Below are 25,192 nucleotides of genomic sequence, written 5' to 3'. Positions count from 1 at the left end.
TTTTCCGTTCTCAAATTAAGTATGGTAATTTGTTCTAATACGGAGGCCTCTATGGGCGTAAATACAACAGCAGTAACAGACGGTTCTTTTGAAACAGAAGTTTTGAATTCTTCAACTCCAGTTCTTGTGGATTTCTGGGCAGAGTGGTGCGGTCCTTGCCGCGCATTGGCTCCAAAGCTAGAGGAAGTGGCGACTGAGTTGTCTGGAAAAGTGAAAATCGTAAAAGTGAACGTGGATGAGAATCCAGCGACTCCTTCAAAATACGGTATTCGCGGTATTCCAGCGATGTTGTTATTCAAAGGCGGTAGCGAAGTGGGTCAACTTGTTGGCAACCACCCGAAAGACGCTATTGTTGATTTCTTGACTAAAAATACATAAGCCCACACAGGCTTGTTTAAAAAAGTTAAAATTTTAAAAGAGGGAGCTTTTTCAAGTTCCCTCTTTTTTTTTCAGAGAATTCGACATCCTCAGCAGTTTTCGCTACGCTTGCTCCATGAAGTCATTGCCTGAGGTCACCTCTGTCTCAACTGAATCCTATGAAACAGCTTTAAAGAAGTTTGCTGAGTTGCTAGGGGGCAGTCACGCGCTGAAGAGGGACTACCCCGGATATGCTTATGATGGTCTTCCCGAGCAATACAAAGCCCCCGTGCTACATGCATTGCAAGAGTGGGTGGATTTTTTCTCGATGCATACCATGCCAAACTCGATTTCCGATAAGCAGCTTTTGTGGCGGTTCTTAGGGGCTTTTCGTTTAAAGCCTGACGGTGATTTTTTCTCTAAAATCGATGATGAAACCTGTCTTGAGGTGGTTAATCGTGCCGGGCTGCAAACTTTTCGCAGCCTGAGTTTCATGTCGGTGTGTAGCTACACTTTGGATGAAGTGATCTCTGTTCCGTGGCCGAACCTGTATCGTCGCGATGAGGACATCACCAATAGCTACATAAACCTTCAATCCACCATTACAGATGGAACTTTGACCCACAGGGATCTGCCAGGTTTGATTCGAGTGCACGAAGTTGTGGAAATTTCAGGGTTCGACAAACTGGCAACGACCATCAAGCCTATGTATCTATCGCCGGTGTATGACGGGACCGGTGCGGTGGTTGGTGGGATTCATGCATTCAAAATCCTTAAATGTGAGAGTCTGAGCCCCGCCCAGGGCTGATTGCATTAGTTATCATCTGAGGGGAGATTGTTTGCTTTGCTTGGCTTTCGTGGTAGAAATGATCTTAGGTGCATATGCTTGAAAATATTTTGAATTCTGAAAATCTTCCGGAAGCAAACCCAGCGAGAGACCTTTACCGCGAGTCTTTGCTTCAATTCCATTCTCTTTTGGAAAAACCACGCTCTATCAAAGGTGATTATCCTGGCTTGGCTTTCGATCGCTTGCCTTCAGAAGCGCAAGGGCCGATCGCTAATGCGTTGGCAGAGTGGGTTGAGTTCTTCCAAATGCACTCCACAGGCGAGCGCATTTCTGACAAACAGTTCTTGTGGCGATTCCTGAGTGCGTTCCGTTTGAAAACGCACCCTGATTTCTTTTCTTCTGTGGATGACGAAACAAGTTTTGAAGTTGTGAACACGGAAGGTCATCAAACGTTCCGCAGTATTTCGTTGATGGACTGCTGCAGTTACTCTTTGGATGAGTTGGTTTCCATTCCTTGGTATGAGCTGTTCAGTCGTGATCAATCGATCACGGATAAATACTTACAGTTCCAGGAAGCAACGACGAATGGAACTTTGGTTCACACCAATGTTGAAAACATCATCCCGGTTCATCTAGTTACGGAAAACTTTGGTTTCGATAAAATGGTTTTGACGATGAAACCTCTTTATCTTTCTCCGATCTATGACATGGACGACAATGTGGTGGGTGTTATCAGCGCTATCAAAATCTTGAATTACGTCAGCCGTCGCGAGGAATCCAAAGAACGGGTTCGCGCGGAATTGTCTGCGATTCCTTAGGTTTCTTTAAAATTTGAAAATACAAAAAGCCCTGGTGATGAACCAGGGCTTTTTGTTTTTATGTCGTTCTGATTTTAGTTCGTAGCAACTGTCGTTTGAATTGTTGGAGCGTCAGCCAAGTTTGTGTAGAAGTCTTTGTAGTTCTTCATCACACGGCCGTTGTATTCCTCAGGCATCACGTTCTGAGCCAGAAGGCGGCGAACGTTTTTAGGACCCATATTGTAAGCGCTCACGTATTTGTTCGCTTTACCTGGGAACTGCTTGCGAAGGTAGTCCATGTAAGCTGCTCCGATACGGATATTCGTCACTGGGTTCGTAAGAGTTTTCTTACCTTTCCAAGGAATACCGTATTTGTTTGCGATCCATTGAGCTGTATCAGGTTTGATTTGCATCAAGCCGATTTCGCCAAAGCTACCCACCGTCAGTGGATTGAACGTGCTTTCTGTTTTAATGATCGCCATTACGAATACTGGATCCAAGTTGAACTTGTCAGATTCAGAGATAATAGCGCTGGAAATATCGCCTGCGCGGTTTTTCCATTGCGGCTCAAGGTAGCCTTGAACCTTTTTATAGATCATCAAATTCAAAGCCACGCGGCCTTCGATTTTTTGAGCGGCTGAACCTTTATAGCGGCCTCCCAACAACTCTTTAGCATGGGCAACGCGTGAAGCTTCATTCACCGTTTCGATTACTGGCAGCTTTAAGATTTTGCTCCAGTTCACATATTCAAAGTTGTTGAAAAGAACCATGACTAGAGTGGCGGTAACTAAAGCGAGTGTTGATTTGAGATGTTTCGTTTTCATATCCCGTCCTCCTGTTATCTAGGTACTAGTGCAGGGGGCGGGCCAACCGGTTAAGCCTGTGAAATTGTTTGAGTCTTTGAATGAGGCGTCTTTCAGATGGAATGTGGGCGAATGTGAGGTAGGCACTGTCAACCAATCTGTCGACACTGTCAGATCATTAGTTAGCCAAAACGGGTCAACTTCTCACTCTGAAACGTTCTTGCTCGGAACGCGGCTTGGTGTCTCAAATTAAGGCTTGCTTGTCGCCTGCATGCAGCTGCGTCGACACGCCATCCGGGCTCACCGTCGCCCGCCTTGGCGGGTTCGCGCATCCGAGCGCCGACGGAGGTCGACTTCGTGCACGCATGCGCCAATCAATCCTTAATTTGAGACACCAATCCTCGTACTGCATTTAGTTGCAGACGGGCTTGTCAGCCTTTGGCTGACTCGCTGGGAGAGATGGGGGGGGGGGGGGGGCTTGTCCGCTTTGCGGACTCGCCTCGAAAAGGTGCCTGCCGGTTTTTTGTATTATCTCCGCTTCGGTAACTGTGTGCGTTGTGATTTTTGCGATGCAGCCGGACCTTTTGAATTTGTTCTTTACTCTGCCCTTGGGGCGGACTGGAGGCTTATATTCAGAGGTCGATGATGAAAGATTGGTTGTCTATTTCAGAATTTGGTAAGGCTGCGGGGCTTTCTATTAAAGCTTTGCGGATCTATGAGGAGAAGGGGATTTTAGTGCCTTCTTCGCGCAGTGAGAGTCGCTATCGCGTTTATGGGCGCGGGCAGCTTTCGCAGGCTCAAGCGATATTGCAGTTTAAGCAACTGGGGTTTTCGCTTGAGGAGATAAAAGTCTTATTGAAAGAGACAAGTGACAGTTCGCTGCAGGATTTTTTGGAGAGACGTCTTCAAGAGAGTCGCTTGGATCTGCATAATCTGAAAGAGCAAATTTTAAGTCTTGAAACCATTTTGACCTCTCTAAAACTGGGCAGGGAACTGTCCCCAACTGAGAGGAATCAAGTTATGGAAAACTTTGTTGCTGAAAGTGTTAATAAATTAAAACGTCGTGGCGTCGTGGATCAACAAGCTGAAGTACAAGTGGCACATGAAGTGTCGTTATACTCAGAACCCCAGAAAATGATGATTGCCGGTCTTCGCAAGATCTTTGAATACGCTAAAGGTAAAAATATTCTGATGGGGCCGGGGCGAGGGAACTCGGGTGGGAGTTTGGTGCTGTACTCGGAAGGGTATTCGCAATTCAATCCGCTTCGTTATGGATTGGTGCCGGAATATTTCTCTCATACCAAAATGTTTTGGATGGACGTGGAGTATTCGCACTCTCAAGAAATCGGCAAGATGTGTGATGAACTTTCGGCCAGGTGTGGATTAGAAGTCGTCGCCTTTCGCAGTCCCTTCTTGGATATTTTAAAAATGGTTCAAGACAAAGTCGGTCAAATTGATTTTGATTCCTTTTCTGATATGGATCCGATGATTTTGACGGCGCCGCAGAGGTTGGGTGCTAAAGGCCTTTACTGGTGTGAACCCAATGAATTGTTTCATGCTTTTGTTACGATGAGCGCTGAAGACAGAGCTAAATACAGTCATGCCAGTTGGGATCTAGAAAAATTCTATCGCAGTCAGCCTATCGCCAGTCCGATGGAATTAACTATTCTAGATACTTTAAGGGATCTCTACCAACGAGAAAACTTTTTGGGGTTCAGAAGCAGAACGGAAAGTGATTGTCCCCAGAATCTGCCCGAACTGAAGTACACCAAGGGTTTACTCATTTATATGGAAGACTGGGATTTGATTTTTTCCCGAGTTGCAAACGTCAGTGTTGCCGAGGCTCGGAGCATTCGCATTGCTCTTAGAAAAGATGAAAATGCCCATGCCGATATTCTTGCGAAAATCGCAGATCCTTTGGTGCGCGACTTATTAAAAGACAAGGTCACTAAAGTCTTTATGAAGGCGCATGCCGTGACCTGCTGGTGGTTTTACAAACGCAGCGCCATTTTGAAGTCATTGTGGGAGAAAGAATACTTAGAAGCCATTAATGATTGGGAGCAGAAGCACAAGCTCACTTGGGTGGATTTTGGTTATAAAACTCAAGATGGTTCACTGTATCTGAAAGCTTAGTCAGGTCCTATCGAGTAGTTGGCTCGTCCTCTTGCGTTGTAAGAGGCTTTTTTCGTAGTCAGGGGCCGTTTCTGGAGTTTCAATATTTATAGAAACAGGAGATGGCCTATGAAATCACTTTTTATCGCTTCCCTTATGTTGATCGCAACTTCCGCACAAGCTTCCTTTCTTTGCACTAGCAAAGAGGTTCGTGAAGATGGTCATGCGGCTTATGGCATGCACGTACACGAAGCCGATGGTTCCGATTCGACTCATATCGCAATCTGGAAAACTGGCAAAGATTCATCACCATATCAATTTAACTGTATTCGTGAATCTTCTGACTATGACAACGGTCGCACGTCTCAATACCAATGTGAAAAAAGCGGGAACGAGACTTTGCAGGTTTATGCTCAGCAGACGGGTGCTAAAATCGCAGCTACTGCAGATCTAAGATCTTCTACGGACGGGCAACTGATCTTGTCCAGTATGAATTGCAAAATAATTGAATAGTTTTACTTTTCAATATGAGATTGAAAAAAGCCACGTATCTTACGTGGCTTTTTATTTTAGCCTGCCAAAAATCTGGCAGATTTAGCCGGCGTTCTGATGTCTTCGCTGTGGCTAGTTTCTCTGCCGATTTCGATTTCCTCGAAAAATGGATAAACGTTGATTCGATCGTTTTCTTTGACGTTGTAATTCACGGGAACGCTTTCACCATTAACCAAAATTAAATCAACCACGGATAGCGGCACGTTTAAGGATTCAATCACCTCCTGGATGGTGGAGTGTTGAAAACTTTGAAAAGTGATTTCGCGATAGCGATACACCTGCGGCAGAAAGACATTTAGATCATCATAAAAACGAATATGTAAGGTCATGGGAGTACTCTTTTGTGATGAATTTTATCTTATGCCTCTCTTGAGCTGGCTGCGAGGCCAGTGCCAAATTGCAGTTTTCTGAGGGCTCATCTGAAATCAGTTAGACTTAAAAGATCACAAAGGGAGGTTCACATGCCTAAGCAGCAAGTTCCCACAGATTTTAATTTTTCGGGCTTTGAAAACGAGTCGGATTTTGAGGAGCCCTATCAGTCTTCAGATTTTCAATCTCCAGGATTGATTGTGAATCCCGAGCGTAAAGAGGGTGCTACTAAGATCGATGACTGGAATAGTCCGGTACAGAGTCCCGTTGGCCAACTTTCGGAAGTCATCGACAGTGAAGGCCACCGTGTGCGAATCAACCACTATTAACGCGCTATCGCTACCAGAAACTGGCAGGCACCTTTTTGGGGAATAAAAAAAAGGCTTCGATTTCTCGAAGCCTTTTTTTGTTTTTGCTAAAACAGATATCTGCGGTAGGCGACGGAGGAGACCAGCCCCAGGCCCGCCATGGTGGTTAGCATGCTCGATCCACCGTATGACAGTAGCGGCAGCGGGACACCCACGATCGGTAAAAGACCGATAACCATCCCCATATTCACGAACATATGCCAGAAGACGTAACAGAGGACCCCAACCGAAAGCAGGGCACCGAACTTATCCCTCGCATTGGTGGCGATTCGAATTCCTGTGATGAACAGATAACAGAATAATCCCATCACTAAAATCGAGCCGACAAAGCCGTGCTCTTCAGACAATACAGAATAAATAAAGTCCGTGTGACGCTCAGGCAGGAATTCAAGTTGTGACTGAGTTCCTTTCATAAAGCCTTTACCAAAGAAACGACCGGAACCCACAGCGATCTTGGATTGAATCGAGTTGTAACCTGTTCCGCGCGGATCATTCGTTGGCGACAAGAACGTCAAGATACGATTTTTTTGGTAATCATGCAGGACGAATTTCCAAGCGATTGGCAATGCTACGATGCCCGCAGCGATTGCAGTCACCACGATCCAGCGTCTGACCTTGGTGAAAAGAACCATGGATCCACCGATTGCAGCCAACATCATCGCAGTTCCCAAGTCTGGCTGTTCAACAACCAGAACGAATGGAACTCCCAAAACGAACAGCGGGCCGACCATTTCCTTAAAGCCCATCCCTTGTCCGTGAGTGGATTTTGTGGAAAGGATTTTTGCCATCAACATGATCAACGCCAGTTTCATGGTTTCAGAAGGCTGATATCTGAAGAATCCAAGATCAATCCAACGTTGGGCGCCCAAAGCGATCTTACCAAAGAACGTTACGTAAAGAATCGCACCCAGATTTAAAACATAAATGATCAATGCAATTCGGGTGACGATGGCATAATCCAGGATCGTCATGACCAGGAATACAAGCCAGCCCACAACCAGCCACATGATTTGTGAAATAAACAGATTTGAAACATCAACCGAGCTTGGACCGTGAGTGGCGCTGTATAGGTTAATCAAGCCGATGATGTTCAATCCCAGAATCACCACGATGAAATTAATGTCGAGTTTTTTAAAGAGTGTTCTCTCTTCAACGTGCAATGAATTTAACACGATTATTCTCCTTCACTCGTAGTCGCCGCTTCGGCTTTCTTTTTTACGCCTTTGTTCTTAATCGCATTGGCGACAACGTCGGGATGATACTTCTGGAAGTAAGCATTATAAATGTCACGCGCGATAGGCACGCCGCCGGTATTACCATGGCAGGAGTGTTCAGCCAGAATCGCAATAACGATTTCCGGGTTTTCAGCCGGCGCATAAGAAACGAACCAGCCGTGATGTCGCATGTGAATAGGGCGGGCCGTACAGCTCGCATGGATTTGATCCGCCGAGAAGCCCATAACTTGTGCGGTACCAGTTTTACCTGCGAACTCAACACCAGGAACTTTCCAGTAACGGGCCGTACCCTTGTTGCCATTCGCTACCAGACGCATACCTTCTTTTACGACTTTAAATGTCTCAGGTGTGATTTTGATACCGTTTGGTTGTGGCTGTTGCAGATCGCGCACCACTTGCGGGAAGTTTTCGCGCAAAACTTTACCATCCTGATCCAATACTTTGCGGATGATGAAGGGTTTCACAACTTTTCCTTCAGTGGCAATCGCGTTGTAAGCAATGGCCATAGAGATCGGAGTCACAGTCACGAAACCTTGGCCGATGGCTGTACTTAAGTTCTCACCTGGTTGCCATTCTTCACCAACGGTTGCTTTTTTCCACGCAGAGTTCGGCATAATACCAGCAACTTCACGGGAAAGTTCGACACCGGTTTTTTGGCCGATACCCATAGGGTTGATGTAGTCATACATCTTATCAACACCCAAAGCGATACCCATTTTATAGAAGAACACGTTCGAAGACTCTTCGATCGCTTGGTAGATCGTGATGTTACCGTGACCTTGTTTAAGCGCATCATGATAAGGACGTCGACCAAAGAAGAACACCCCTGGGGCGGCAACGATTGTTGTTGGAGTAATAACTTTTTCACTCAAAGCCGCCACAGCCACCAACGGTTTAAATGTAGAACCTGGCGGGTTGTGATCCTGGATGATCTTGTTACGAAGTGGTTTGAACGGATCGTTGATCAAGCGAGACCAAGTTTGTGGCGAAATACCTGTTGAAAACTCATTCGGGTCAAAGGATGGAGCGGAAACCCACGCCAAAACTTCACCGTTGGTTTTCATAACCATTATACCGCCGATGTGACCACGGTTGTCTACACCTGTAACATTGAAGGCTTTGTAAGCAGCTTCCTGAATATCACGGTCGATCGTAAGAACCGCATTGTTTCCATGCACTGGAACCTGATCGCGGATTTGCTCGCCGTAAATATTCGGAGTTTGCGTCACTGCCTCACGGCCATGGGCATCGACCTGGATGAAAGAGATACCATCGGTCCCGCGGATGTCGCGTTCCAAAGTTTCTTCCAAGCCACTCTTACCAACGATGTCACCCTGATCGAATTTCAAAAAGTTCTTGTAGAGATCATTAAAGATAGGGATCTGACGTTTCGAGATCTCACCCACGTAACCAAACAGCTGGGCGCCGTTTTCTTTCAGCGGGTAGTAACGCACGATAGATTCACGAATCTCAAGTCCCGGAGTATCCAGGCGCACACGTTTCAAACGGAACACTTCCTCGCGGCTTAAGTTCTCTTTCAAACGAATTTGCGCGAAAGGACCGTTTTGTTTGCGGCTCTTTTGAACTTTTTGAACGACTTTATCGGCATCCATTCCCAGAATCGGGCCGATAGTTCCCGCCAAAGATTGCAGATCCTCGATATATTGAGGAGTCAGCAAGACCTCGAAGCCCGGCAGATTTTCCACCAGAACTTTTCCTTCACGGTCGAGCATCAGGCCGCGGGGAGCGGTGATTTTATTTTGCTTAATACGATTCTTTTCCGAGAATTCGCGAAGTTCGTTACCGGAAATGATTTGCAAATACCACAAGCGCATCGTGAAGATGCTGAAGGTGAAAGCAATTAATATATAGAACAGACGGTAGCGGCTTTGATATTCCTTAGCCTCATCCGGATTACTGACGTAAGTACTCATAGATCAAATCCTCCGGGCTCATGCACAAACTCGTCTGTCGTAACTTTGTCGATTTTTGCCAGGATCCAATACATCGGAAGAGCAAAGACTGGCGTCAAAATGATCTGGACAATACGATCGACAATTTCAAAGCTCGCCGGATTTTTTTCCAGCACCATTGAAAGACAGAAATAAATCAAATGATAAGCCACTGCCGAGAAACCACACATAATAGTGTAGTAACCAGAACCACTCCAGAAAACGCGGCTTTTAATTCCGTAAACAAGTACGAACAGGATCAAGAGTGAAAAGAGCATCATCTTGAGCGGCATTGCAGTAAATATTAGCAGAATCGCGCCCATAGCGTAAATCGTAAAGATCGCCGGATAAGGTTTGCGATACAAAGTCATGTATACAATTAAATTCAGCCACAAAAGTGGCGCCGGGGCTGCATTTCCAAAGAACTGAAACCACAGTGTTGACTGAATACCTGCCACGACTAGCAATACGGCCAGGAAAATTAAAAAGTTAAGTGTCGCATTCCAGCGGATTTTCACTACGGATTCTCCTGAGGCTTCGTTGCAGGTGAGGCTTTCGGAGTTTCTTTAGGTGTCGCTTTCGGCGTCACAGCCGGAGAAGCCGCAGGGGTTGCCCCTGTCGTTGCTGGTTTTGCCAGTGTCGGCGTGTGAGCCGGGGCGGCTTGATTCACTGGCGGAGCTTCGGTGCCAGGAGTGGCGTTGGGAACTGCACCTTCAACACCAGTTGCTGCTTGCGGAGCGTACTTGTCGCCAAAGTCTTCTTTGGAAGAATCCACGATGATGAATACCTCCTCGACTTTGTAAGGATCAACAACGGGGCGCAAATCAACTTTCAAAGATACCGAGAAGGTTTTTCTTTCCACCGATTCAACGATCGCAACAGGAAAGCCTTTCGGGAAGATGTTATCCAAACCGCCGGTCACAACCAGGTCGCCTTCTTTTACGTCTTCCGTGCGCTCTACATATTTAAGTGCGCAGCTGGTTTGAGATTTACCTTCAACGATACCGTGAGCACGCGTGCGTTGGACGATACCATCAACCACTGCATAGCGATCGGTGATCAGCATCACGTGAGCAGTGAATGGCTCCGGTTTAAAGATATAACCTAAAACACCGGCAGTCGTGATAACGGCCATACCGCTTTTCAAACCGTCTTGTGTACCTTTATTGATCGTGATCGTGTTGTGATCGATCACCAGGTCACGGCCGATAACTTGTGCAGAAGTCAGTTTCATTTTCGTTTGTTGTTTGAACTCCAACAAACCACGCAGGCGATCATTTTCAACTTGCAGCTCGTTCATGGAGTTTAAGCGGCTTTGCAATTCGTTGTTGGTGCTGTGCAACTGTTCGCTTTGTTTCTTGATGTTAATCAAGTCCAAGTACATTGCTGTGGTGTCCTTGACCCCGTGGCTGAAGCCATAGAATGTTTCGGACACGGCACTGCCTAACATGCTGAATGGTTTTACCAACCAATGGGATTCTTGAGGGCGTTGCTGCATGTTGATGGAAATGAGTGGCAAAGCCAGAACGATTCCGATGAGCACAAGTTTTTTGAGATCAAAGTTGAAGAAATTCAAATGTCACCTACCTAATACTTTCCAACGCTATCAAACGAGTTGAGAAATTCAACAATTTCCCCTTGAAAAATAATAAAAATCGTAAGGTAATGAAGCGGCTTGTTTTGAAGTTAGTTTTAGGAAGGATTTTTTATGAACGAAAATTTGGCAGATAAAATGAAAAGAAAGCTCTCCGCTAAGAGCATCACAGCGATCGTTCTTTTCGGTGCTATCATTCTTACATTCGTATTCATGGGTGCCCCTGGGAAATTGGGGATGGGCGTGGGGTCTGCAGCTCAGGTGAACAACACTTTGATCTCTATCGCTGACTTCCAAAACGAGGAAAACCGCGTGGCGGAATACTATAAAAACATCTTCGGAAGCCAGATGGATTTTAGCTCTCAGCGTCAACTTCTTCGCCAGCAAGCGATTGAGAACTTGGTGCGTATGGAGCTTGTTTCCCAAGCTGCGCAAAAGTCAGGCATTTTGGCGACAGACCAAGAAGTTGCAGACTTCATCATGAAGGATGTTCCTTTCTTCCAACAAAATGGTCAGTTCCAACGTGAATTCTACAAAAGCTACCTAGAGAACAGCCGTACTTCTGCTGGCAACTTCGAGCAAAAAATCAGAAAAGACATCTCTAATATCCGCACGCGTCACTTGTTTGAGATCGCGAACCGCACTTCTGCTGCCGAGTTGGGCAAAATGCAGGAACTTCGTGGTGGCAAAATCAACGTGTCTTTCGTGAAAATTGACGAAGATGCTTTGATCAAAGCAATGACCAAAGAAAAAGCGGAAGCAGCTATCAAAGCCTTGGATGAAGCTTTGGCAAAAGGTGATGAGGCCGCAGTTAACGCTCAGCTTAAAGAAATGAAAGCGGGTTGGGAAGAAACGGGTTTGGTGGAAATTGGTGCGGATCAATTCCCTAAAATCACAAGCCGTGTCGCAACTGAATCCATCTTTGAACTTACGAAAGCCCAACCTCTGTTGAAACGCATCGTTCGTGATGGCAATCAAAAATACGTGTTGAAACTTAAAGACACGAAAATGGAAGCTGGTAAAGCTCTTGAGCCGAACGTTCTTGAAATGACGCAAAAACGTCGTGGCGATGGTATGTTCGAAGCTTGGGTGAACCAATTCCGCAAGAACTCTCACGTAACAATGAACAAGCAAATCATGGAAATGTAATTGCGTGTTGCAATTCGTACGTGAAATTCCCATTTCAATAGTACTTCAATCAGCCTCGTCCGCAAGACGGGGCTTTTTGTTTAAGGTGGCTGCGGGATTCTCAAAAGAGATCAATCCGCTGTCGGGAATGAGCGTCAACCTGGTTCTGGTCGATCAGTGGTTGGGAGATCTTAAAAAAGATCTTGAGCAGACTGTTTTTCAATCCAAGTCCGAAAGTTTGAGTCATGCCTTCGCTGAAATTATGGCGGTGACAAGACTGAACCTTGTCGAGCATGCCGAAAAGGAAAAGGCGCAATTGATCAGTTTGGATTTCCGTGAAGAACGCGGTTGGGGTTTTTCTTGGAACCATTTGCAGTCGCCTGAAGATTTGATGATAAGGCACACGCACTTCTTAGAAGGATTTTTAGTGGATCCCTCCGAGGCTTCTTTGTGTAAGGTTGAGTTCGTGTGGTTACGAGCACCAGATTGCGAAGTTGATTTTGGCCACGAGGGTTTTAAAGTTTTAAAGGTTTTGGCCGCTCAAACGTTCAATGAACTTTGTGCCAAGCTTGCCTTGCATAAAGGTGGGGAGCTTGAAAGTGGCAGTGTGCTGTCTGAAATTCACGTGCACAATCTAAGTAAGAATTTCTCGGTGGCTCTCTAACGGCTCGTTACATCATCACAATTAATTCGAAGATCCACTCGTTAAAATCAACTTATAGGCTCCTAAGAGAAATTGTAAATTAGACAAGCTAACTCGGTGCGTTTTTGTTCGATTCCAAGCTCAACTCGTGAGCATATTTTTACTCTTCCAAATGGATTTGAAAATGGAATATCAGAATGCGGAGGGGCGTTCATGAGAACTATGCTCGGACTTATCTTGTTATTGGCGGGATTGCCAATAGCGAATGCGCAAATGTCGGTGTCGGCAACGGCTCCGAAGTTCTGCATGCAGAACTTCAACGCCTATGGGCCTCTTTATGCTCCGAATACCACTGAACGCATGGATTGGATCGGCTCGTTGCTGCAAGCGGCACCTCGTTGCGGTGTGATTCAGCTTCAGGAAGTTTGGAACGATTCAAATATCGATCAAATTGAAAACGCCCTCAAATATAACTACGCCATCAGCTCGCCAAATCGCGACAGCAAAATCGGTGTCATGTCCATGTTCGATGGCGAGATCAAGGGTCGTTGGACATATCAGTTTAACATCAACAATCTAGGTGGATTGCTTGATGAAGTCCGCGAAACTTTTGGTGTTAAAAAAGCCTTCCACGTCGTGCAAGCACGCTTGCCGGAAATGGGCGAGGACTTTTACTTCGTCAATGCTCACTTGCATCCGACAAGCTCTGCGATTCGTATCACACAAATCCTGGATATCTTAAACTGGCGTTTGCAGAACCCGAATTTAAAGATGCTGATGTCGGGGGATTTCAATGCGGATGAAAACTCTTTCGAAAGACAGTTGATGATGTCGGTGATGGGGCTTCATGATTCCTATCAAGAAACTTTGGGTGGAGCTTATCCGAAAGGGTATTGCACTTACTGCGCAAACAATCCTTACAGCTGGCTTCCAGGCGACCATATCCTAGATTATATATTTGTATCCAATACGGGCGGGGCAGACACCCGTATCAAAGCGACGGCGGGTGAAATCAACATGCGCGGTCCCCTGCGTGATCCTTTGTCAGATCATTATGGCTTGCGGGTGCAATTCAACCTTGAACAAGGTGGCGGGACTTTGACGGCCGAGCAAATGTATCAACGTCGTGAAAGCGTGATGATGCTCTTAACTCAAGCGACGCAGATTTTGGTTGATGAAAATGATGAGCGTGATTTGAAAGAGTATATCGCAGCTCTAAAAACCTTAAAGAACCAGATCGCCACTCAACAAGGTGTGTTCTTTAATTATTTCTCTTTATATAGATAGGCTTTCACAGTGAAACTGATTTCTGTTGCAGCATCTTTGATTATCTCTTTGTTTGGTCTTTCAGCTTATGCCGGCAAGCCCACTTTGATTTGTCTTTTTACTGATCCCACAATCCGTATGGTCGTATTGGCAAAAGGGGAAAAGATCGGCCAAGTAGGGGACATGGTGACTTATGAGCACTATACGACACCTGGGGTGATGGGCTACGTGACAGAATCCTTTATTCAAGACGGCGCTCTATCGATGAAGGTTTCTGATATCGCGGAAGACGACGTGATCCTGGAAGTGGCCTTTGGAAAACCAGGTCGCGATGAAAACACCGGTCGCATCTATGAAAATGCAGGCCTTTTGAAAACAGCGAAAGACCAAGTCATCGTTTACGGTGGCTGCGATTTAGTCCCTTAACCGCGCGGCATTTTTGCCGCACTTTGCGGCTTCAAAGTTAGTCATCCTCTAAAACCTGGTGATACATATTCTGTATGGAAACGTGCATATCGTTTCAGCTTGTGAAGGTGATTTCCAGGCGGAAACGATATGTGCCCCTTTCCTGTGGGGCAGAGAGGCTTCGCTTGGCAAAAATTTACAAGTGCGGCAGAAATGCCGCGGGTTGCGGCAAATTAAGTGGAAAATGAACCAAATCGCTACTAAAAGCATCCCCATGCTTATAAATCATTTACAGACTGTGTTCGCTGAACGCAGTCGTAAGAACCCTTCTTACTCGCTTCGCGCCTTTGCCAAGTCTTTGGATTTGGATTCTTCTACGTTGTCAGCTCTTTTGCGCGGCAAACGTCCCATGACCACGAAGATGGCGATGAAGATTATCGACCGTCTTGAAATCCATGAACCTTTGCAAGTGCAAAAGCTTTTAATGGGTGTTCTCGGGGCCGAGGAAACTCCGCAAACATATTCCGATATCGATTTAGATTCGGCCGAAATGATCAGCTCTTGGGAGCATTTCGCTATTCTTGCAGTTTTGGAACTTCCGAAAGCTAAAACAGATACAACGTCGATTGCAAAGCGCTTGAATATTCCGTTGGGCGTCGCTTTAGAATGCCTGGTGCGCTTGCAGAAATTAGGTCTCGTTTCTAAAGACACCACTCAGTGGAAGCTGACGGGCAACAATATGTCGACGCCAAGAAATATTCCAAGTGCCAAGATCCGCGAAGGGCATCGTCAGTTTATTCAAAGAGCGATCGACTCGTTAGAAGCTCATTCGGTAGAGCAACGGGATATCACCGGTATCACCATGGCGATCAATAAAAAGAAACTCGTGGAAGCGAAAAGCTTGATCGAGGACTTCCGTCGCAGGCTTTCGGCCTTTCTAGAGGTCGGTCCCCGCGATTCCGTTTACAGATTGAACGTTCAATTATTTCCTCTAAGTCAGGAGAATCAATAATGAAGAAGCGAATCACCGCGCAATTCATGACTGTGCTTCTTCTTTTCTCGTTCGCGACCGCAGAAGCTGGACCGATGAGAGAGGGTTGGGATCACGGAAACGCTGGCGATTCTTATGCGGCAGAATTTATTATGACCGCGAAAGATCTGGTACAGCATCTTAAAACTCTGCCAAGTACAGAGCTCAAGGGTTTTAAAATCGAAACCTTGATAGGTGCGATTGAAACCACCACGGTTCGCAGCGAAGACGTTCTTTATTATGAAGACGGACGTGAAGTGGAAGGTATCAATAAGCCCGAGCAAAAGTTGATCTTGATCAATCGTCGCATGTGGCGTGAAAACCGCGTCGAAACCGAAACGCTTCATCGTTACACATTCGTGTTGCATGAATACCTTTGGATCATGGGTATTGATGATACTCAGTACAAAGTGTCCGCTCCGATCGTGGCTTTGTTGCCTGTGAAAAACTATGACCCGTCCAAGTGGTGGAATCCGCTAAACCCGGTCAATTACCTGATGTTGAACCTGGTTTATAATAGCGGTGCCTGCACGCTGGCCGGAGCGTCATTCAATCTGGCTAAAACTGAAGAAATGGTGATGGTGGAAACCAAGGGTGACTGCGGGGATGACTACCGTAAGGTGATCATCGCGAAAAGCTCCCTGACGGCTCCTCCATCGTCGGGTTCCCGTGGAACTTTTCATCGCTATCAAATTGCGGTGACGGATCAATCGGGCAACAGTTTGGGACAACTGACTTATGAACCAGAGTGGGGCCGTTGTTTGGGCCCGCAGACGGGTGCATGTGCTTCCTCGGGCAAATTGCTTGTGGGCGGCGTAGAAATTATTTTTTGGCTAAGACCTTAAGGATACGAATATGAAACTGAAATTATTTATCTTGATGAGTGCTGTGATGATGACTTCTAAAGGTTTTGCTTACACCGCGTGTGTGGGTGAAACTTACCAGGGAAAAATCGTGATCGTGGAAATCACGACCGAAGGAACGACCGGCAAAGCCCAAAGCGGAACTGTGACGGTGGCGGAAAAGGGTGTTGAGAAAGTTTCATATAAACTTCAGCAAAATGAGATCGTACAATACTTTGAGGGTGGTGATACCAATAACACGATGGTGGGATTGGCGGCTTATCAAGCAATGAACAATCCGGTGTGGATTATGTACAAAGGCATCAACTATCACGGTGACCTAGTGGCGACTCTTCGTGATCCAGCACGTGTGAAGCAACCAGGAAATGAAATGCGAGTATGGCGCGGTCCTGGCTTTCCGGCGGATCAACAGAGCCAGTTCACGGATGTCATTTGTAATTTCTCTTTGGACCAATAAGACTTTTAAAACTCAGAATTTTTAAAAACCCCGTCGCAAAACGGGGTTTTTTATTATTTACAGCCGCGGCAAATCTGCCGCGGATTGATCTCACATCTTTGGTCTTTTCTGGTCATCTTCTTGTAAAACCAGTTCATCAAAAGGAGATTTCAATGAAAACAATGAATATGATTTTAGCAATGGCCGTGATGATGGCCGGAACTTTCGCGCACGCGGGTGCCTACAGCTTTTCGTGCACCGATGCTTATGGAATTATCGAGATCAGCAAAGGCCAGGCCTTCTTAAAGCAATACGATGCCGTCAACGGCGAAGACAAACTGGTGCCCGTCGAATACACCAGTAAGACCCTGCCGGACTATGCCACTGAGAAGCCCGAAAATCCTGGAACGGCCGTTTCAATTGAAATTGTCGGTAAAAAGAAACAAATCGTAGATCGTGCGCAAACCGACGAATGCGGAAACGTTGGCAGAGAAGACATCTTTGCCGCTAAACTTATCGTTCGCGATCCACAGGGAAAATTGATCAGCCACGAAACCGTGATTTGCGATCAAAGTTTTTATCCAGGCCACTGCTTCTAAATTTAAGCTTAAGGGAAATTGAAAATGAAAAATTTAATTACAAGTATATTGGTGATGTTGTCGGGCGTGAACGTGTGGGCATCCCGAGAAGTGCTGCGCGAGCCTGTTCCAGGTCAGACTGTACGTCTTTACTGCGAGAACGACAGTTTGAACAAGTATATGATCTTTGAGTCCGCCAAAACTTACGCTGGCGATATGGCAAAACTTTTTGAAGAGGGCGACAAAGTAACCGTGCAATGTGCCGGTTGTTATGGAGAGGAATTTAATGTCCATGTCATTCGTGCGAGCTCCAGTATTCTCTCCCTGGCTTGGGACCAAGCCGAACTGGGAGTTAAAGTTCTGGACGTGCATTTGTATTCAGATATCAATTGGTATGACTATGATCATGCGTTCTCGGGGACATTGATTCCCAAAGATCTTTCGGGCAGCAGCAGTGAGCCTATGGCTTGCCACTTTCTTTAGATAAAAAAAAGCCCGGGTGACCGGGCTTTTTCATTCGAGTTCTTATTGAACTGAAATCTGACCTTTGCCTTGAATCGTCACAGTCAAAACTTGTTTCAAATCGTCACTGAAGACGTCTTTAATGGTGTTTTCAACTGTAATTGCAATGATCGCGTTGTCTGCGACACCAGCGTATAAACCAGTGCCAACGCCATCGCAGGAAACGGGTTGAATCACCATATAGTTTGTCTCGCCACCGATTTCACCGTCAACGGAAGGACGACCGCCGCCCCAGTTCGTCAGGGCAAGGTATTTTACTGCATCAAGTTTTCCGCAAAGCTTGGGATCAGTTTCTTTAACAACTTCTTGAACTCTTTTTACTTCATTGATCACCAATGGGTTTTTCTTGGCGAAAATTTCATAAGCGATTTTTACGGCTTCTTCGGGAGTGATGGCATTCACTTCAGTCGTGGACTTGATTGTGATTTTGCCTTGGGCTGCCAAAGAAGAATCGATTTTTTTAGCGAAAGAAACTGCTGGAAGTACTGCGATCAAAGTGAATAGAACTTTTTTCATTAGAATCTCCATTAACGTTTTATTTTTTGATACGTGATGGAGAGGTTTTATAGTGAGTGACGCTGTGTGTAAATTAGAGAAATTCGAAGGATGTCTTCTGATAAATCGAAACGGTATGGAACGTTAACTTGAAGTTAAAAAATCCCGGTTGTTGCCGGGATTTTTTGCGTGAAAACTAATCCAGATGTTTTGGAGTAAATGCCTCTGGGAAAATTTCGGAGAATTTAAACTCCTTCATTTTGCCGGTCAGGTTGGCCGTGTAAATTTTGGTGTCTTCACTGCCAAATTCCGCGATCACTTGGCGGCAGAAACCGCAAGGTGGCCATGGTTTGTCAGCATCACTGATAACCATCACTTCTTTAACTTGTTTGGAAGCGCCCTCACTGACGGCTTTCCAAAGTGCCACACGTTCTGCACAAACAGTCCCACCGTACGAAGCGTTCTCGACATTGCATCCGTTAAAAATTTGACCATCAGCCATCAAAACCGCGGCACCGATATGCGCGCCTGAATAAGGAGCGTGAGCACGCTTCTGGGCAACTGCTGCAGCATCAAAGAGTTTTTTTTGCATGTCGTTCATAGTGATCTCCTGTTCGCCTTAAAGCGGACTAGTAGTCTCTAATATTTTTGACAGTTCAATCAAGGGTAATCCTTGAATGGCCGTAAAATCTTGGCTTTCAATTTTGGAAAACAGCATGATTCCGTGCTTTTCGATCTTATAGCTCCCTGCGCAGTCAGTCGGCATATCCAGATCGACATAGCGGGCAATTTGTTCGCGACTCATGGCCTTCATGTGCATGCGCGTGATGTCAGTGTAAGGGATCGCTTTTTCTCCATCAAAAACACAGATGGCTGTGACTAATTCGTGGGTTTTACCCTGCATGCTTAAAAGCTGCTCAATGGCTTTTTCGCGCGTGTGGGCTTTCCCGATAATGCGCCCCTCGAAGGACACCAATTGATCGCCGCCGATCACGACCTTGCCTTCGCCTTTAAGGCTTGCGGCTTTCAGGTAAGCCAGACGCTCTGCCAACGCGCGGGGAGCCAATGATGGATCCTTTTCTTTGTCTTCGTCGATAAGGGGTGGTTGTGCCTGAAAAGGCACAGCTAAACGAGAGAGAAGTTCTTGTCTGTATTTGGAAGTCGAAGCCAGGATCAGTTGCTTTTTCATGTTATCGGTTATATTTCAATTTCGCTGTAAAAACTATAAAAACAGAGTCTTTACAGGGAATCTGCGGTAGAAGGCTGACCATGACGAACAAACATCTTCCAGACGTCGCTAAAGAAACTCATACAGATAAATTCGCTCCCATTGACTGGGTGGGTATGGGTTCCATCGAACTTCCCATTATGCTGAAACAAGCAGACGGTGTGTACCGCATTCCTGCGCGCGCCGATGCAAAGGTCAGTCTTGATAAAAAACCTTCTCGTGGCATTCATATGTCGCGCTTGTATTTGATCACTCAGGAAACGCTTTCTAAAAATGAAATGTCCCTGGGCCTTTTAGGTCAGGCGACAGATGAGTTTTTGAAGACTCACGAAGACTTATCCACTCAAGCTTTGGTGCAGGTGCAATTCGAAGCACCGCTTGTGCGTAAAGCCTTAAAGAGTGCGAACCAAGCTTGGCGCTCTTACCCCGTGGTGCTTTCTGCATTCAACGAAAACGGTGTTAAAAAATACTACGTTGAAGCTGTGATCACTTATTCTTCGACGTGTCCCGCATCTGCGGCCCTTTCTCGCCAGCTGATTCAAGATAATTTCAAACAACAGTTTGGCAGTGAGTCCTTGGATTTTGACGTTGTTCACCAGTGGTTGGGAACAACTCAAGGGATCGTGGCGACTCCCCATGCGCAACGCAGTTTTGCTCGCGTGAAAATCGAAGTCGGTCCGAATTATAATTATGCAAAAATCATCGACGTGATCGAGGAAGCTTTGCAGACAGCCGTTCAAGGGGCAGTAAAGCGTGAGGACGAGCAGGAGTTCGCACTTCGCAACGGACAGAATTTGATGTTCTGCGAGGACGCGGCTCGTCGTGCGAAAGAGGCCTTGGATAAAGAGAGTGATATTCTGGATTACGTGGCTGAATTCAGCCATGTCGAGAGTTTGCACCCTCACAACGCGGTATCTCATATTTCAGCCGGGAAAAAATTACGTACATTTTGAAATCTAACTGATAATCATTGTCAGAAAAGTGGACTTTGACCCCAGGGGCGTCCTATAAATCAGGGATCTAGGAGCCACCGCACATGGGACGAGATTCAGTACCACTTTTACCACGCCAACACGATGAAGATATCGTGATCCATCACGATCCATTTGATGAGGCGGAGCTTAAAAAGATCATCCGTGCTCTAAATTTGAAAGTCACAAGCCAACGTATGGCGATCCTTAAAACACTTCATGAAGGCCGCCGCCACGTCACAGCTCAAGAGCTTTATGAAAAATTGGCGAAGGACCATCCTGAAATTGGTTTCGCAACTGTTTACCGTTTCCTTCGCACTTTGACGGAAGGTGCTTTCGTAACAGAAGTGCGCATGGGTGGTTTACCAGCTCGTTATGAACTTACACCTAAAGGTCACCATGACCATTTGACGTGCGTGAAATGCAGCAAGATCTGTGAATTCGAAAACCGCGCAATCGAACAACTTCAAGAAAAAGTGGCGAACCAATTCGGTTTTGCACTGACTCACCACATCCTCGAATTGTACGGGGTGTGCCCCGAGTGCCAAGCCAAATCTAATAAGTAAGCAAACGAATGCTGCCAAAAGGTACGCCGTACCTTTTGGGGATGCGGTGCGGAACCGCTTCGGTTTTGCGTTGCGTAATGGGCTTGAGTGTCCGGAGTGCAGCTGCGGCTATGTGCTGTTGCGCAAGGGTTGTTTGTCGATGGGACTTGGACGTACTATTGCAAAGGTAAATCTTGGCAAAGGGAAATTCAAAGTGTCTGTAGAAACCACCTGGGAACATTACTTTAAACCTGAAGTCCGTAAGCAGGGGCGTGAAGATCTTGCTGAGGGCTTGGCAGTGATGTCGGTCGCAGGTGACGCGCGCATTGAGGGCTATGTGAAGGCCTCAAAATCCATCAAGGTTTTATTCGTGGCGGATAGCATTGGCAGTAACACTTTCGCGGTGGATTGTTCGTGCTCTTCAGCTTCGAAAGGCACATTCTGCCGTCACATCTGGGCGATGTTGTTGCTCACCGAAAAAAAACATCCTGATTTTCTCGATTCAAAAACCAATCTGGAAAAAGGCACTTTGTTTGTCGCGGTGGAGTCACCGTTTAAAGCCAAGCAAGCCGATTACAAAAAACAGCAATATCAAAAGCTAAAAGAGCGCGCCAAAGAACAGCGGCAGCAGATTAAAAACAAAGCTAAAGGCATTTCCAGCAAATCCGCCAAGGGTACCACTTACTCCCAGGACGTGAATGCAGCCTTTGAATTCTTCTCCGTGAATGGTTTTCCGTTGGAAAACAATCTGGATGAGGAGTCTCTGAAAAACGCGAAAAAGGTGTTAGCCCGGGTTTTTCATCCGGACAAGGGTGGAACACACGATGAGTCCGTAATTTTGAACGAAAACTACCAAATTTTGATGGATTATTTGGCGTAAAATCTGCCAATTCATTGACGGCAACTGCTTAGGTGGTCATTATCACCGCAAATCAAACCGAGAGGGTGTTCCTATGAAATCAGTTACAGAATTCAATTACTTTACTTTGAGCAAGGGCTTGGCAGCGAAAGCCGCTTTGACGACAGACGGTAAAGCAGCTGAAGAAATTCAAGCAAGCCTTGGCGAATCTTTTAAATTCGAGGGCGAGAAACTGACTCATTTCGTGAATGCTCTTGATGTTGTTGCGCAAAACAATAACAACACATTGAAACGCGTTGTGGTTATGAGTTTGAACGAAGGCGAAAAAGCGCCAGCTAAAGCTGTTCAAGTGGAAGCATTTCATTACGTTCCTGAATTCGTAGCCACTGCAAAACCAGTTGTTGCTGAAGAAGCTCACGGCAAAGGTGGCCGAGGTGGTAAAGGTCGTGGTCAAGGTGGCCGTGGCGGCGGCGATAAAAAAGGTGGTTCTCCATGGGGTATGTCTCCTGAAGAAATCGCCGCTAAAAAAGGCAAAACTCCAGCGGCTCCAAAAGCTTAGTACAGCATCGCAAAAATTCGAAATTTCAAGAAAAGGTCACTGCAAAGTGGCCTTTTTTTTGTTGTTAGTTTGTGATGCGCCAAGGCGTTGGGCCAGAGAGTTGTCCAAGGTATTTATCAGGCGTACACTGTTAGGCTATGTCGCAAGCAGAAGATGGAATCATAGTAAAAGGCGCCAAAGAGCATAATTTGAAGAATGTCAGTGTGACTATTCCTCGGAACAAAATCACTGTGTTCACGGGACTCAGTGGTTCGGGGAAATCTTCCTTGGCGTTTGATACGGTGTATGCCGAAGGTCAGCGTCGTTACGTAGAAAGTCTTTCCGCTTACGCACGTAATTTCTTAGAGCAGCTAAAAAAACCTGAGGTGGATTCCATCACGGGGTTGTCACCGGCGATTGCGATCGATCAAAAATCAGTCAGTACTAATCCGCGTTCGACGGTGGGCACGGTTACAGAAATTTATGACTTCCTTCGTTTGCTTTATGCAAAAGTCGGCGTTCCTGAATGTCCTACGCATCATATTCCGGTAAGCTCACAAACTCCGCAGCAGATCATTGATGAAGTTACAAAAAAAGGCCAAGGCGCTAAGTTCTATGTATTGGCTCCGATGGCTTCTGGAAAAAAAGGGGAGTTCTTAGCGGAATTCCAACGTTGGGCGAAAAAAGGATTCGTGAAAGCCAAGGTCGATGGAAAAATGATCGATCTGGATAAAGCTACCAAACTTGCAAAAACCAAAACCCACGATATCGATTTGGTGATCGATCAATTGATTTTGAAAGACACCTTAAAGCATCGCTTAAGCGAAAGTATCAACACCGCTTTGTCCATGGCCAACGGGCGCGTGATCATTGAAACCTTGGATGGCAATCGCACGAATTATTCTTTGCACTCGGCTTGTCCTGTTTGCGGTTACAGCTTTCCTGAAATTGAACCACGTATGTTCAGTTTTAATAATCCTCGTGGAGCCTGCCAGACTTGTAACGGCTTAGGCACCTTGGATCTGGTTGAAGAAGAAACTTTCTCTGACGGCGAAGTTGGCGGCAAGAAGCTCGACAAAGTCGTTTACAAATACAAAGGCAAAAAAACTTCTGACGAGGACGACGAAGAAGGCGATGAAATGGTCCTTCATGATTGTCCCGATTGCCATGGCTCCCGCTTAAGACCGGAAGCTTTGAATATCAAAGTCGCCAGTAAAACAATTTCGGATATGGCTCTGATGAGTGCCGCCGATTTACGGGAATTCGTGGGCGACATCAAATGGAGCAAGAAAGACCAGTTGGTTGCAGAAAAAATCACGAAGCAGATCTCTGACCGCCTGGATTATATGATTCGCGTGGGCACAAGTTATCTGTCGATGAATCGCTCGTCCCGTACGCTATCCGGTGGGGAGGCGCAGCGTATTCGTCTGGCTTCGCAGTTGGGTTCTTCTTTGATCGGTGTTCTTTATGTGATGGACGAACCCAGTATCGGCCTTCATCCGCGCGACCACCATCGCTTGTTGGATATTATCGGAGAACTAAAAGACCGTGGAAATACGATCTTGCTGGTCGAGCATGACGAGGACACTATTCGCTATGCGGATTTCGTTGTTGACCTGGGGCCTCGTGCAGGACGCCTGGGGGGCGAGAAAATGGCGCAGGGGACTCCGGAAGAGTTGGAAAATAATCCCAACTCTTTGACTGGGAGATACCTAAAAGGTGAAGTGCGCATTCCCGTTCCTAAAAAACGTCGTCCTGGCAATGGGCAGTTTTTAGAGCTGATCGGTGCGACTGGCAATAATCTTCAGAATGTGAATCTTAAAATTCCACTGGGCACTTTGACTGCAGTCACCGGTGTTTCGGGTTCTGGTAAGTCGACATTGATCATCGATACTTTGTACAAAATTTTGGCCAAGAAATTTTATAAGGCCTTGGCAGAGCCATCTCCATATAAAAAAGTCGAAGGTTTGGATAAAATCGATAAGGTCATCGATATTAATCAAAGACCGATCGGTCGTACACCGCGGTCGACTCCAGCGACTTATGTGGGTTTATTTCCGATGATTCGTGATTTGTTCGCGAATTTGCCAGACTCAAAACTTCGTGGATATGAACCCGGTCGTTTCAGTTTCAATGTGAAGGGTGGACGCTGTGAAACCTGCATGGGGCACGGGCAAATCCGCGTCGAGATGCACTTCCTAAGCGACGTATTCGTAACTTGCGATACCTGCATGGGTAAACGCTATAATCGCGAAACCTTGAATATCAAATACAAGGAAAAATCTATTTCCGATGTTTTGGATATGAACGTGGGCGAGGCTTTGGAATTCTTTAAAAACCACAGCCAGATTTATCGTAAACTAGAAACACTCCACCGCGTGGGTTTGGATTATATGACACTGGGGCAAAGCTCGACAACGCTTTCGGGTGGCGAGGCCCAGCGTGTGAAGCTTTCCAAGGAGCTTTCCCGACGTGGCACAGGAAAAACTTTATACATTCTCGATGAGCCAACGACGGGTCTTCACTTTGATGACGTCAGAAAACTGGTAGAGTTGCTGCAAGAATTGGCAGATCAGGGTAATACCGTGCTGGTGATTGAGCACGCCATGGAAGTCGTCAAGACTGCGGATCACGTGATTGATTTGGGACCTGACGGTGGAAAACACGGCGGGCGCATTGTTGCGACCGGTTCTCCTGAAGATGTAACAAAAGTTAAAGAAAGCGAAACCGGAAAGTTCTTGAAAAAGATCCTTAAATAG

The 25,192-nt window shown here is 46.1% G+C and carries 29 protein-coding genes; 20 read left to right on the top strand and 9 right to left on the bottom strand.

Going from position 1 to position 25,192, the window contains the following annotated elements; genetic code table 11:
* Nucleotides 1–51: 51 nt before the first annotated feature.
* The 3 genes from trxA to HW988_RS12070 all read left to right on the top strand — a co-directional run bounded on the left by trxA (nucleotide 52) and on the right by HW988_RS12070 (nucleotide 1,962).
* A complete protein-coding gene (trxA, locus tag HW988_RS12080; protein WP_181604504.1) occupies nucleotides 52–378 on the top strand; it encodes a thioredoxin in 327 nt (108 codons plus the stop codon).
* A gap of 115 nt (nucleotides 379–493) precedes the next feature.
* Nucleotides 494–1,165, top strand: a complete 672-nt coding sequence (locus tag HW988_RS12075) for a hypothetical protein (RefSeq protein WP_181604503.1) — start codon at nucleotides 494–496, stop codon at nucleotides 1,163–1,165.
* 74 nt (nucleotides 1,166–1,239) lie between these two features.
* On the top strand, nucleotides 1,240–1,962 hold the full coding sequence (locus tag HW988_RS12070) for a hypothetical protein (protein ID WP_181604502.1): 723 nt from the start codon (nucleotides 1,240–1,242) through the stop codon (nucleotides 1,960–1,962).
* Between the two features lie 74 nt (nucleotides 1,963–2,036).
* On the opposite strand, the gene HW988_RS12065 is transcribed toward HW988_RS12070, so the two are convergent.
* Nucleotides 2,037–2,765, bottom strand: a complete 729-nt coding sequence (locus HW988_RS12065) for a lytic transglycosylase domain-containing protein (RefSeq protein WP_181604501.1) — start codon at nucleotides 2,763–2,765, stop codon at nucleotides 2,037–2,039.
* A 621-nt stretch (nucleotides 2,766–3,386) separates the two neighbouring features.
* Between HW988_RS12065 and HW988_RS12060 the strand changes: the two genes are divergently transcribed.
* Nucleotides 3,387–4,877, top strand: a complete 1,491-nt coding sequence (locus HW988_RS12060; protein ID WP_181604500.1) for a MerR family transcriptional regulator — start codon at nucleotides 3,387–3,389, stop codon at nucleotides 4,875–4,877.
* A 108-nt stretch (nucleotides 4,878–4,985) separates the two neighbouring features.
* On the top strand, nucleotides 4,986–5,369 hold the full coding sequence (locus tag HW988_RS12055; RefSeq protein ID WP_181604499.1) for a hypothetical protein: 384 nt from the start codon (nucleotides 4,986–4,988) through the stop codon (nucleotides 5,367–5,369).
* A 56-nt stretch (nucleotides 5,370–5,425) separates the two neighbouring features.
* Here the strand turns inward: HW988_RS12055 and HW988_RS12050 are convergent, their stop codons facing one another.
* Nucleotides 5,426–5,737 (bottom strand): hypothetical protein, encoded by a 312-nt coding sequence (locus HW988_RS12050; RefSeq protein ID WP_181604498.1) that lies wholly within the window; start codon nucleotides 5,735–5,737, stop codon nucleotides 5,426–5,428.
* A gap of 132 nt (nucleotides 5,738–5,869) precedes the next feature.
* Between HW988_RS12050 and HW988_RS12045 the strand changes: the two genes are divergently transcribed.
* Nucleotides 5,870–6,106 carry a hypothetical protein gene (locus HW988_RS12045; protein WP_181604497.1) on the top strand — a complete coding sequence of 79 codons (237 nt, stop codon included), beginning with the start codon at nucleotides 5,870–5,872 and terminating at the stop codon, nucleotides 6,104–6,106.
* An 86-nt stretch (nucleotides 6,107–6,192) separates the two neighbouring features.
* Here the strand turns inward: HW988_RS12045 and rodA are convergent, their stop codons facing one another.
* The 4 genes from rodA to mreC are packed head-to-tail and all read right to left on the bottom strand — an operon-like array spanning nucleotide 6,193 to nucleotide 10,908.
* On the bottom strand, nucleotides 6,193–7,317 hold the full coding sequence (gene rodA, locus HW988_RS12040) for a rod shape-determining protein RodA (protein ID WP_181604496.1): 1,125 nt from the start codon (nucleotides 7,315–7,317) through the stop codon (nucleotides 6,193–6,195).
* Between the two features lie 2 nt (nucleotides 7,318–7,319).
* A complete protein-coding gene (gene mrdA / locus HW988_RS12035) occupies nucleotides 7,320–9,314 on the bottom strand; it encodes a penicillin-binding protein 2 (RefSeq protein WP_181604495.1) in 1,995 nt (664 codons plus the stop codon).
* The gene (locus tag HW988_RS12030; RefSeq protein ID WP_142700760.1) at nucleotides 9,311–9,850 is read right to left on the bottom strand and encodes a hypothetical protein; all 540 of its coding nucleotides are present in this window, start codon (nucleotides 9,848–9,850) and stop codon (nucleotides 9,311–9,313) included. Before HW988_RS12030 ends, mrdA begins: the two co-directional genes overlap by 4 nt.
* Nucleotides 9,850–10,908 carry a rod shape-determining protein MreC gene (gene mreC, locus HW988_RS12025; protein ID WP_181604494.1) on the bottom strand — a complete coding sequence of 353 codons (1,059 nt, stop codon included), beginning with the start codon at nucleotides 10,906–10,908 and terminating at the stop codon, nucleotides 9,850–9,852. Before mreC ends, HW988_RS12030 begins: the two co-directional genes overlap by 1 nt.
* Before the next feature lie 132 nt (nucleotides 10,909–11,040).
* Between mreC and HW988_RS12020 the strand changes: the two genes are divergently transcribed.
* From HW988_RS12020 to HW988_RS11980, 9 genes are all read left to right on the top strand, one after another.
* Complete coding sequence (locus HW988_RS12020) at nucleotides 11,041–12,075, top strand: SurA N-terminal domain-containing protein (protein WP_181604493.1); 1,035 nt, start codon at nucleotides 11,041–11,043, stop codon at nucleotides 12,073–12,075.
* An 85-nt stretch (nucleotides 12,076–12,160) separates the two neighbouring features.
* Nucleotides 12,161–12,718, top strand: coding sequence for a hypothetical protein (locus tag HW988_RS12015; protein ID WP_255490320.1), 558 nt, complete (start codon nucleotides 12,161–12,163; stop codon nucleotides 12,716–12,718).
* Between the two features lie 192 nt (nucleotides 12,719–12,910).
* Nucleotides 12,911–13,984, top strand: a complete 1,074-nt coding sequence (locus tag HW988_RS12010; RefSeq protein WP_181604491.1) for an endonuclease/exonuclease/phosphatase family protein — start codon at nucleotides 12,911–12,913, stop codon at nucleotides 13,982–13,984.
* Nucleotides 13,985–13,993: 9 nt separating this feature from the next.
* On the top strand, nucleotides 13,994–14,389 hold the full coding sequence (locus HW988_RS12005; protein WP_181604490.1) for a hypothetical protein: 396 nt from the start codon (nucleotides 13,994–13,996) through the stop codon (nucleotides 14,387–14,389).
* Between the two features lie 223 nt (nucleotides 14,390–14,612).
* Complete coding sequence (locus tag HW988_RS12000; protein ID WP_220128732.1) at nucleotides 14,613–15,380, top strand: TIGR02147 family protein; 768 nt, start codon at nucleotides 14,613–14,615, stop codon at nucleotides 15,378–15,380.
* Complete coding sequence (locus tag HW988_RS11995) at nucleotides 15,380–16,243, top strand: hypothetical protein (protein ID WP_181604488.1); 864 nt, start codon at nucleotides 15,380–15,382, stop codon at nucleotides 16,241–16,243. The genes HW988_RS12000 and HW988_RS11995 overlap by 1 nt, the downstream gene beginning before the upstream one ends.
* Before the next feature lie 10 nt (nucleotides 16,244–16,253).
* Nucleotides 16,254–16,718, top strand: a complete 465-nt coding sequence (locus HW988_RS11990; protein ID WP_181604487.1) for a hypothetical protein — start codon at nucleotides 16,254–16,256, stop codon at nucleotides 16,716–16,718.
* A 152-nt stretch (nucleotides 16,719–16,870) separates the two neighbouring features.
* The gene (locus HW988_RS11985; protein WP_181604486.1) at nucleotides 16,871–17,296 is read left to right on the top strand and encodes a hypothetical protein; all 426 of its coding nucleotides are present in this window, start codon (nucleotides 16,871–16,873) and stop codon (nucleotides 17,294–17,296) included.
* Between the two features lie 24 nt (nucleotides 17,297–17,320).
* Entirely contained in the window at nucleotides 17,321–17,758 is a 438-nt protein-coding gene (locus HW988_RS11980; RefSeq protein ID WP_181604485.1) for a hypothetical protein, read from the top strand.
* A 42-nt stretch (nucleotides 17,759–17,800) separates the two neighbouring features.
* Here HW988_RS11980 and HW988_RS11975 read toward each other — a convergent pair whose 3' ends face one another.
* The 3 genes from HW988_RS11975 to HW988_RS11965 all read right to left on the bottom strand — a co-directional run bounded on the left by HW988_RS11975 (nucleotide 17,801) and on the right by HW988_RS11965 (nucleotide 19,481).
* Nucleotides 17,801–18,313, bottom strand: coding sequence for a hypothetical protein (locus tag HW988_RS11975; RefSeq protein WP_181604484.1), 513 nt, complete (start codon nucleotides 18,311–18,313; stop codon nucleotides 17,801–17,803).
* 175 nt (nucleotides 18,314–18,488) lie between these two features.
* Nucleotides 18,489–18,893, bottom strand: a complete 405-nt coding sequence (gene cdd, locus HW988_RS11970) for a cytidine deaminase (protein WP_142700742.1) — start codon at nucleotides 18,891–18,893, stop codon at nucleotides 18,489–18,491.
* Between the two features lie 18 nt (nucleotides 18,894–18,911).
* Entirely contained in the window at nucleotides 18,912–19,481 is a 570-nt protein-coding gene (locus HW988_RS11965; protein WP_181604483.1) for a nucleoside triphosphate pyrophosphatase, read from the bottom strand.
* Nucleotides 19,482–19,561: 80 nt separating this feature from the next.
* Here HW988_RS11965 and folE2 point away from each other — a divergent pair, with 80 nt between their 5' ends.
* The 5 genes from folE2 to uvrA all read left to right on the top strand — a co-directional run bounded on the left by folE2 (nucleotide 19,562) and on the right by uvrA (nucleotide 25,192).
* Nucleotides 19,562–20,473, top strand: coding sequence for a GTP cyclohydrolase FolE2 (folE2, locus tag HW988_RS11960; RefSeq protein WP_181604482.1), 912 nt, complete (start codon nucleotides 19,562–19,564; stop codon nucleotides 20,471–20,473).
* Nucleotides 20,474–20,556: 83 nt separating this feature from the next.
* The gene (locus HW988_RS11955) at nucleotides 20,557–21,057 is read left to right on the top strand and encodes a Fur family transcriptional regulator (RefSeq protein ID WP_181604481.1); all 501 of its coding nucleotides are present in this window, start codon (nucleotides 20,557–20,559) and stop codon (nucleotides 21,055–21,057) included.
* Between the two features lie 139 nt (nucleotides 21,058–21,196).
* On the top strand, nucleotides 21,197–21,916 hold the full coding sequence (locus HW988_RS11950; RefSeq protein ID WP_181604480.1) for a J domain-containing protein: 720 nt from the start codon (nucleotides 21,197–21,199) through the stop codon (nucleotides 21,914–21,916).
* A 73-nt stretch (nucleotides 21,917–21,989) separates the two neighbouring features.
* Nucleotides 21,990–22,454, top strand: a complete 465-nt coding sequence (locus tag HW988_RS11945) for a hypothetical protein (RefSeq protein WP_181604479.1) — start codon at nucleotides 21,990–21,992, stop codon at nucleotides 22,452–22,454.
* Between the two features lie 137 nt (nucleotides 22,455–22,591).
* Entirely contained in the window at nucleotides 22,592–25,192 is a 2,601-nt protein-coding gene (gene uvrA, locus HW988_RS11940; RefSeq protein ID WP_181604478.1) for an excinuclease ABC subunit UvrA, read from the top strand.

Source organism: Bdellovibrio sp. KM01 (genome assembly GCF_013752535.1).
Lineage (GTDB): Bacteria > Bdellovibrionota > Bdellovibrionia > Bdellovibrionales > Bdellovibrionaceae > Bdellovibrio.
Note: the sequence above shows the minus strand (reverse complement) of the source record. Positions and strands in the feature narration are given on the sequence as shown.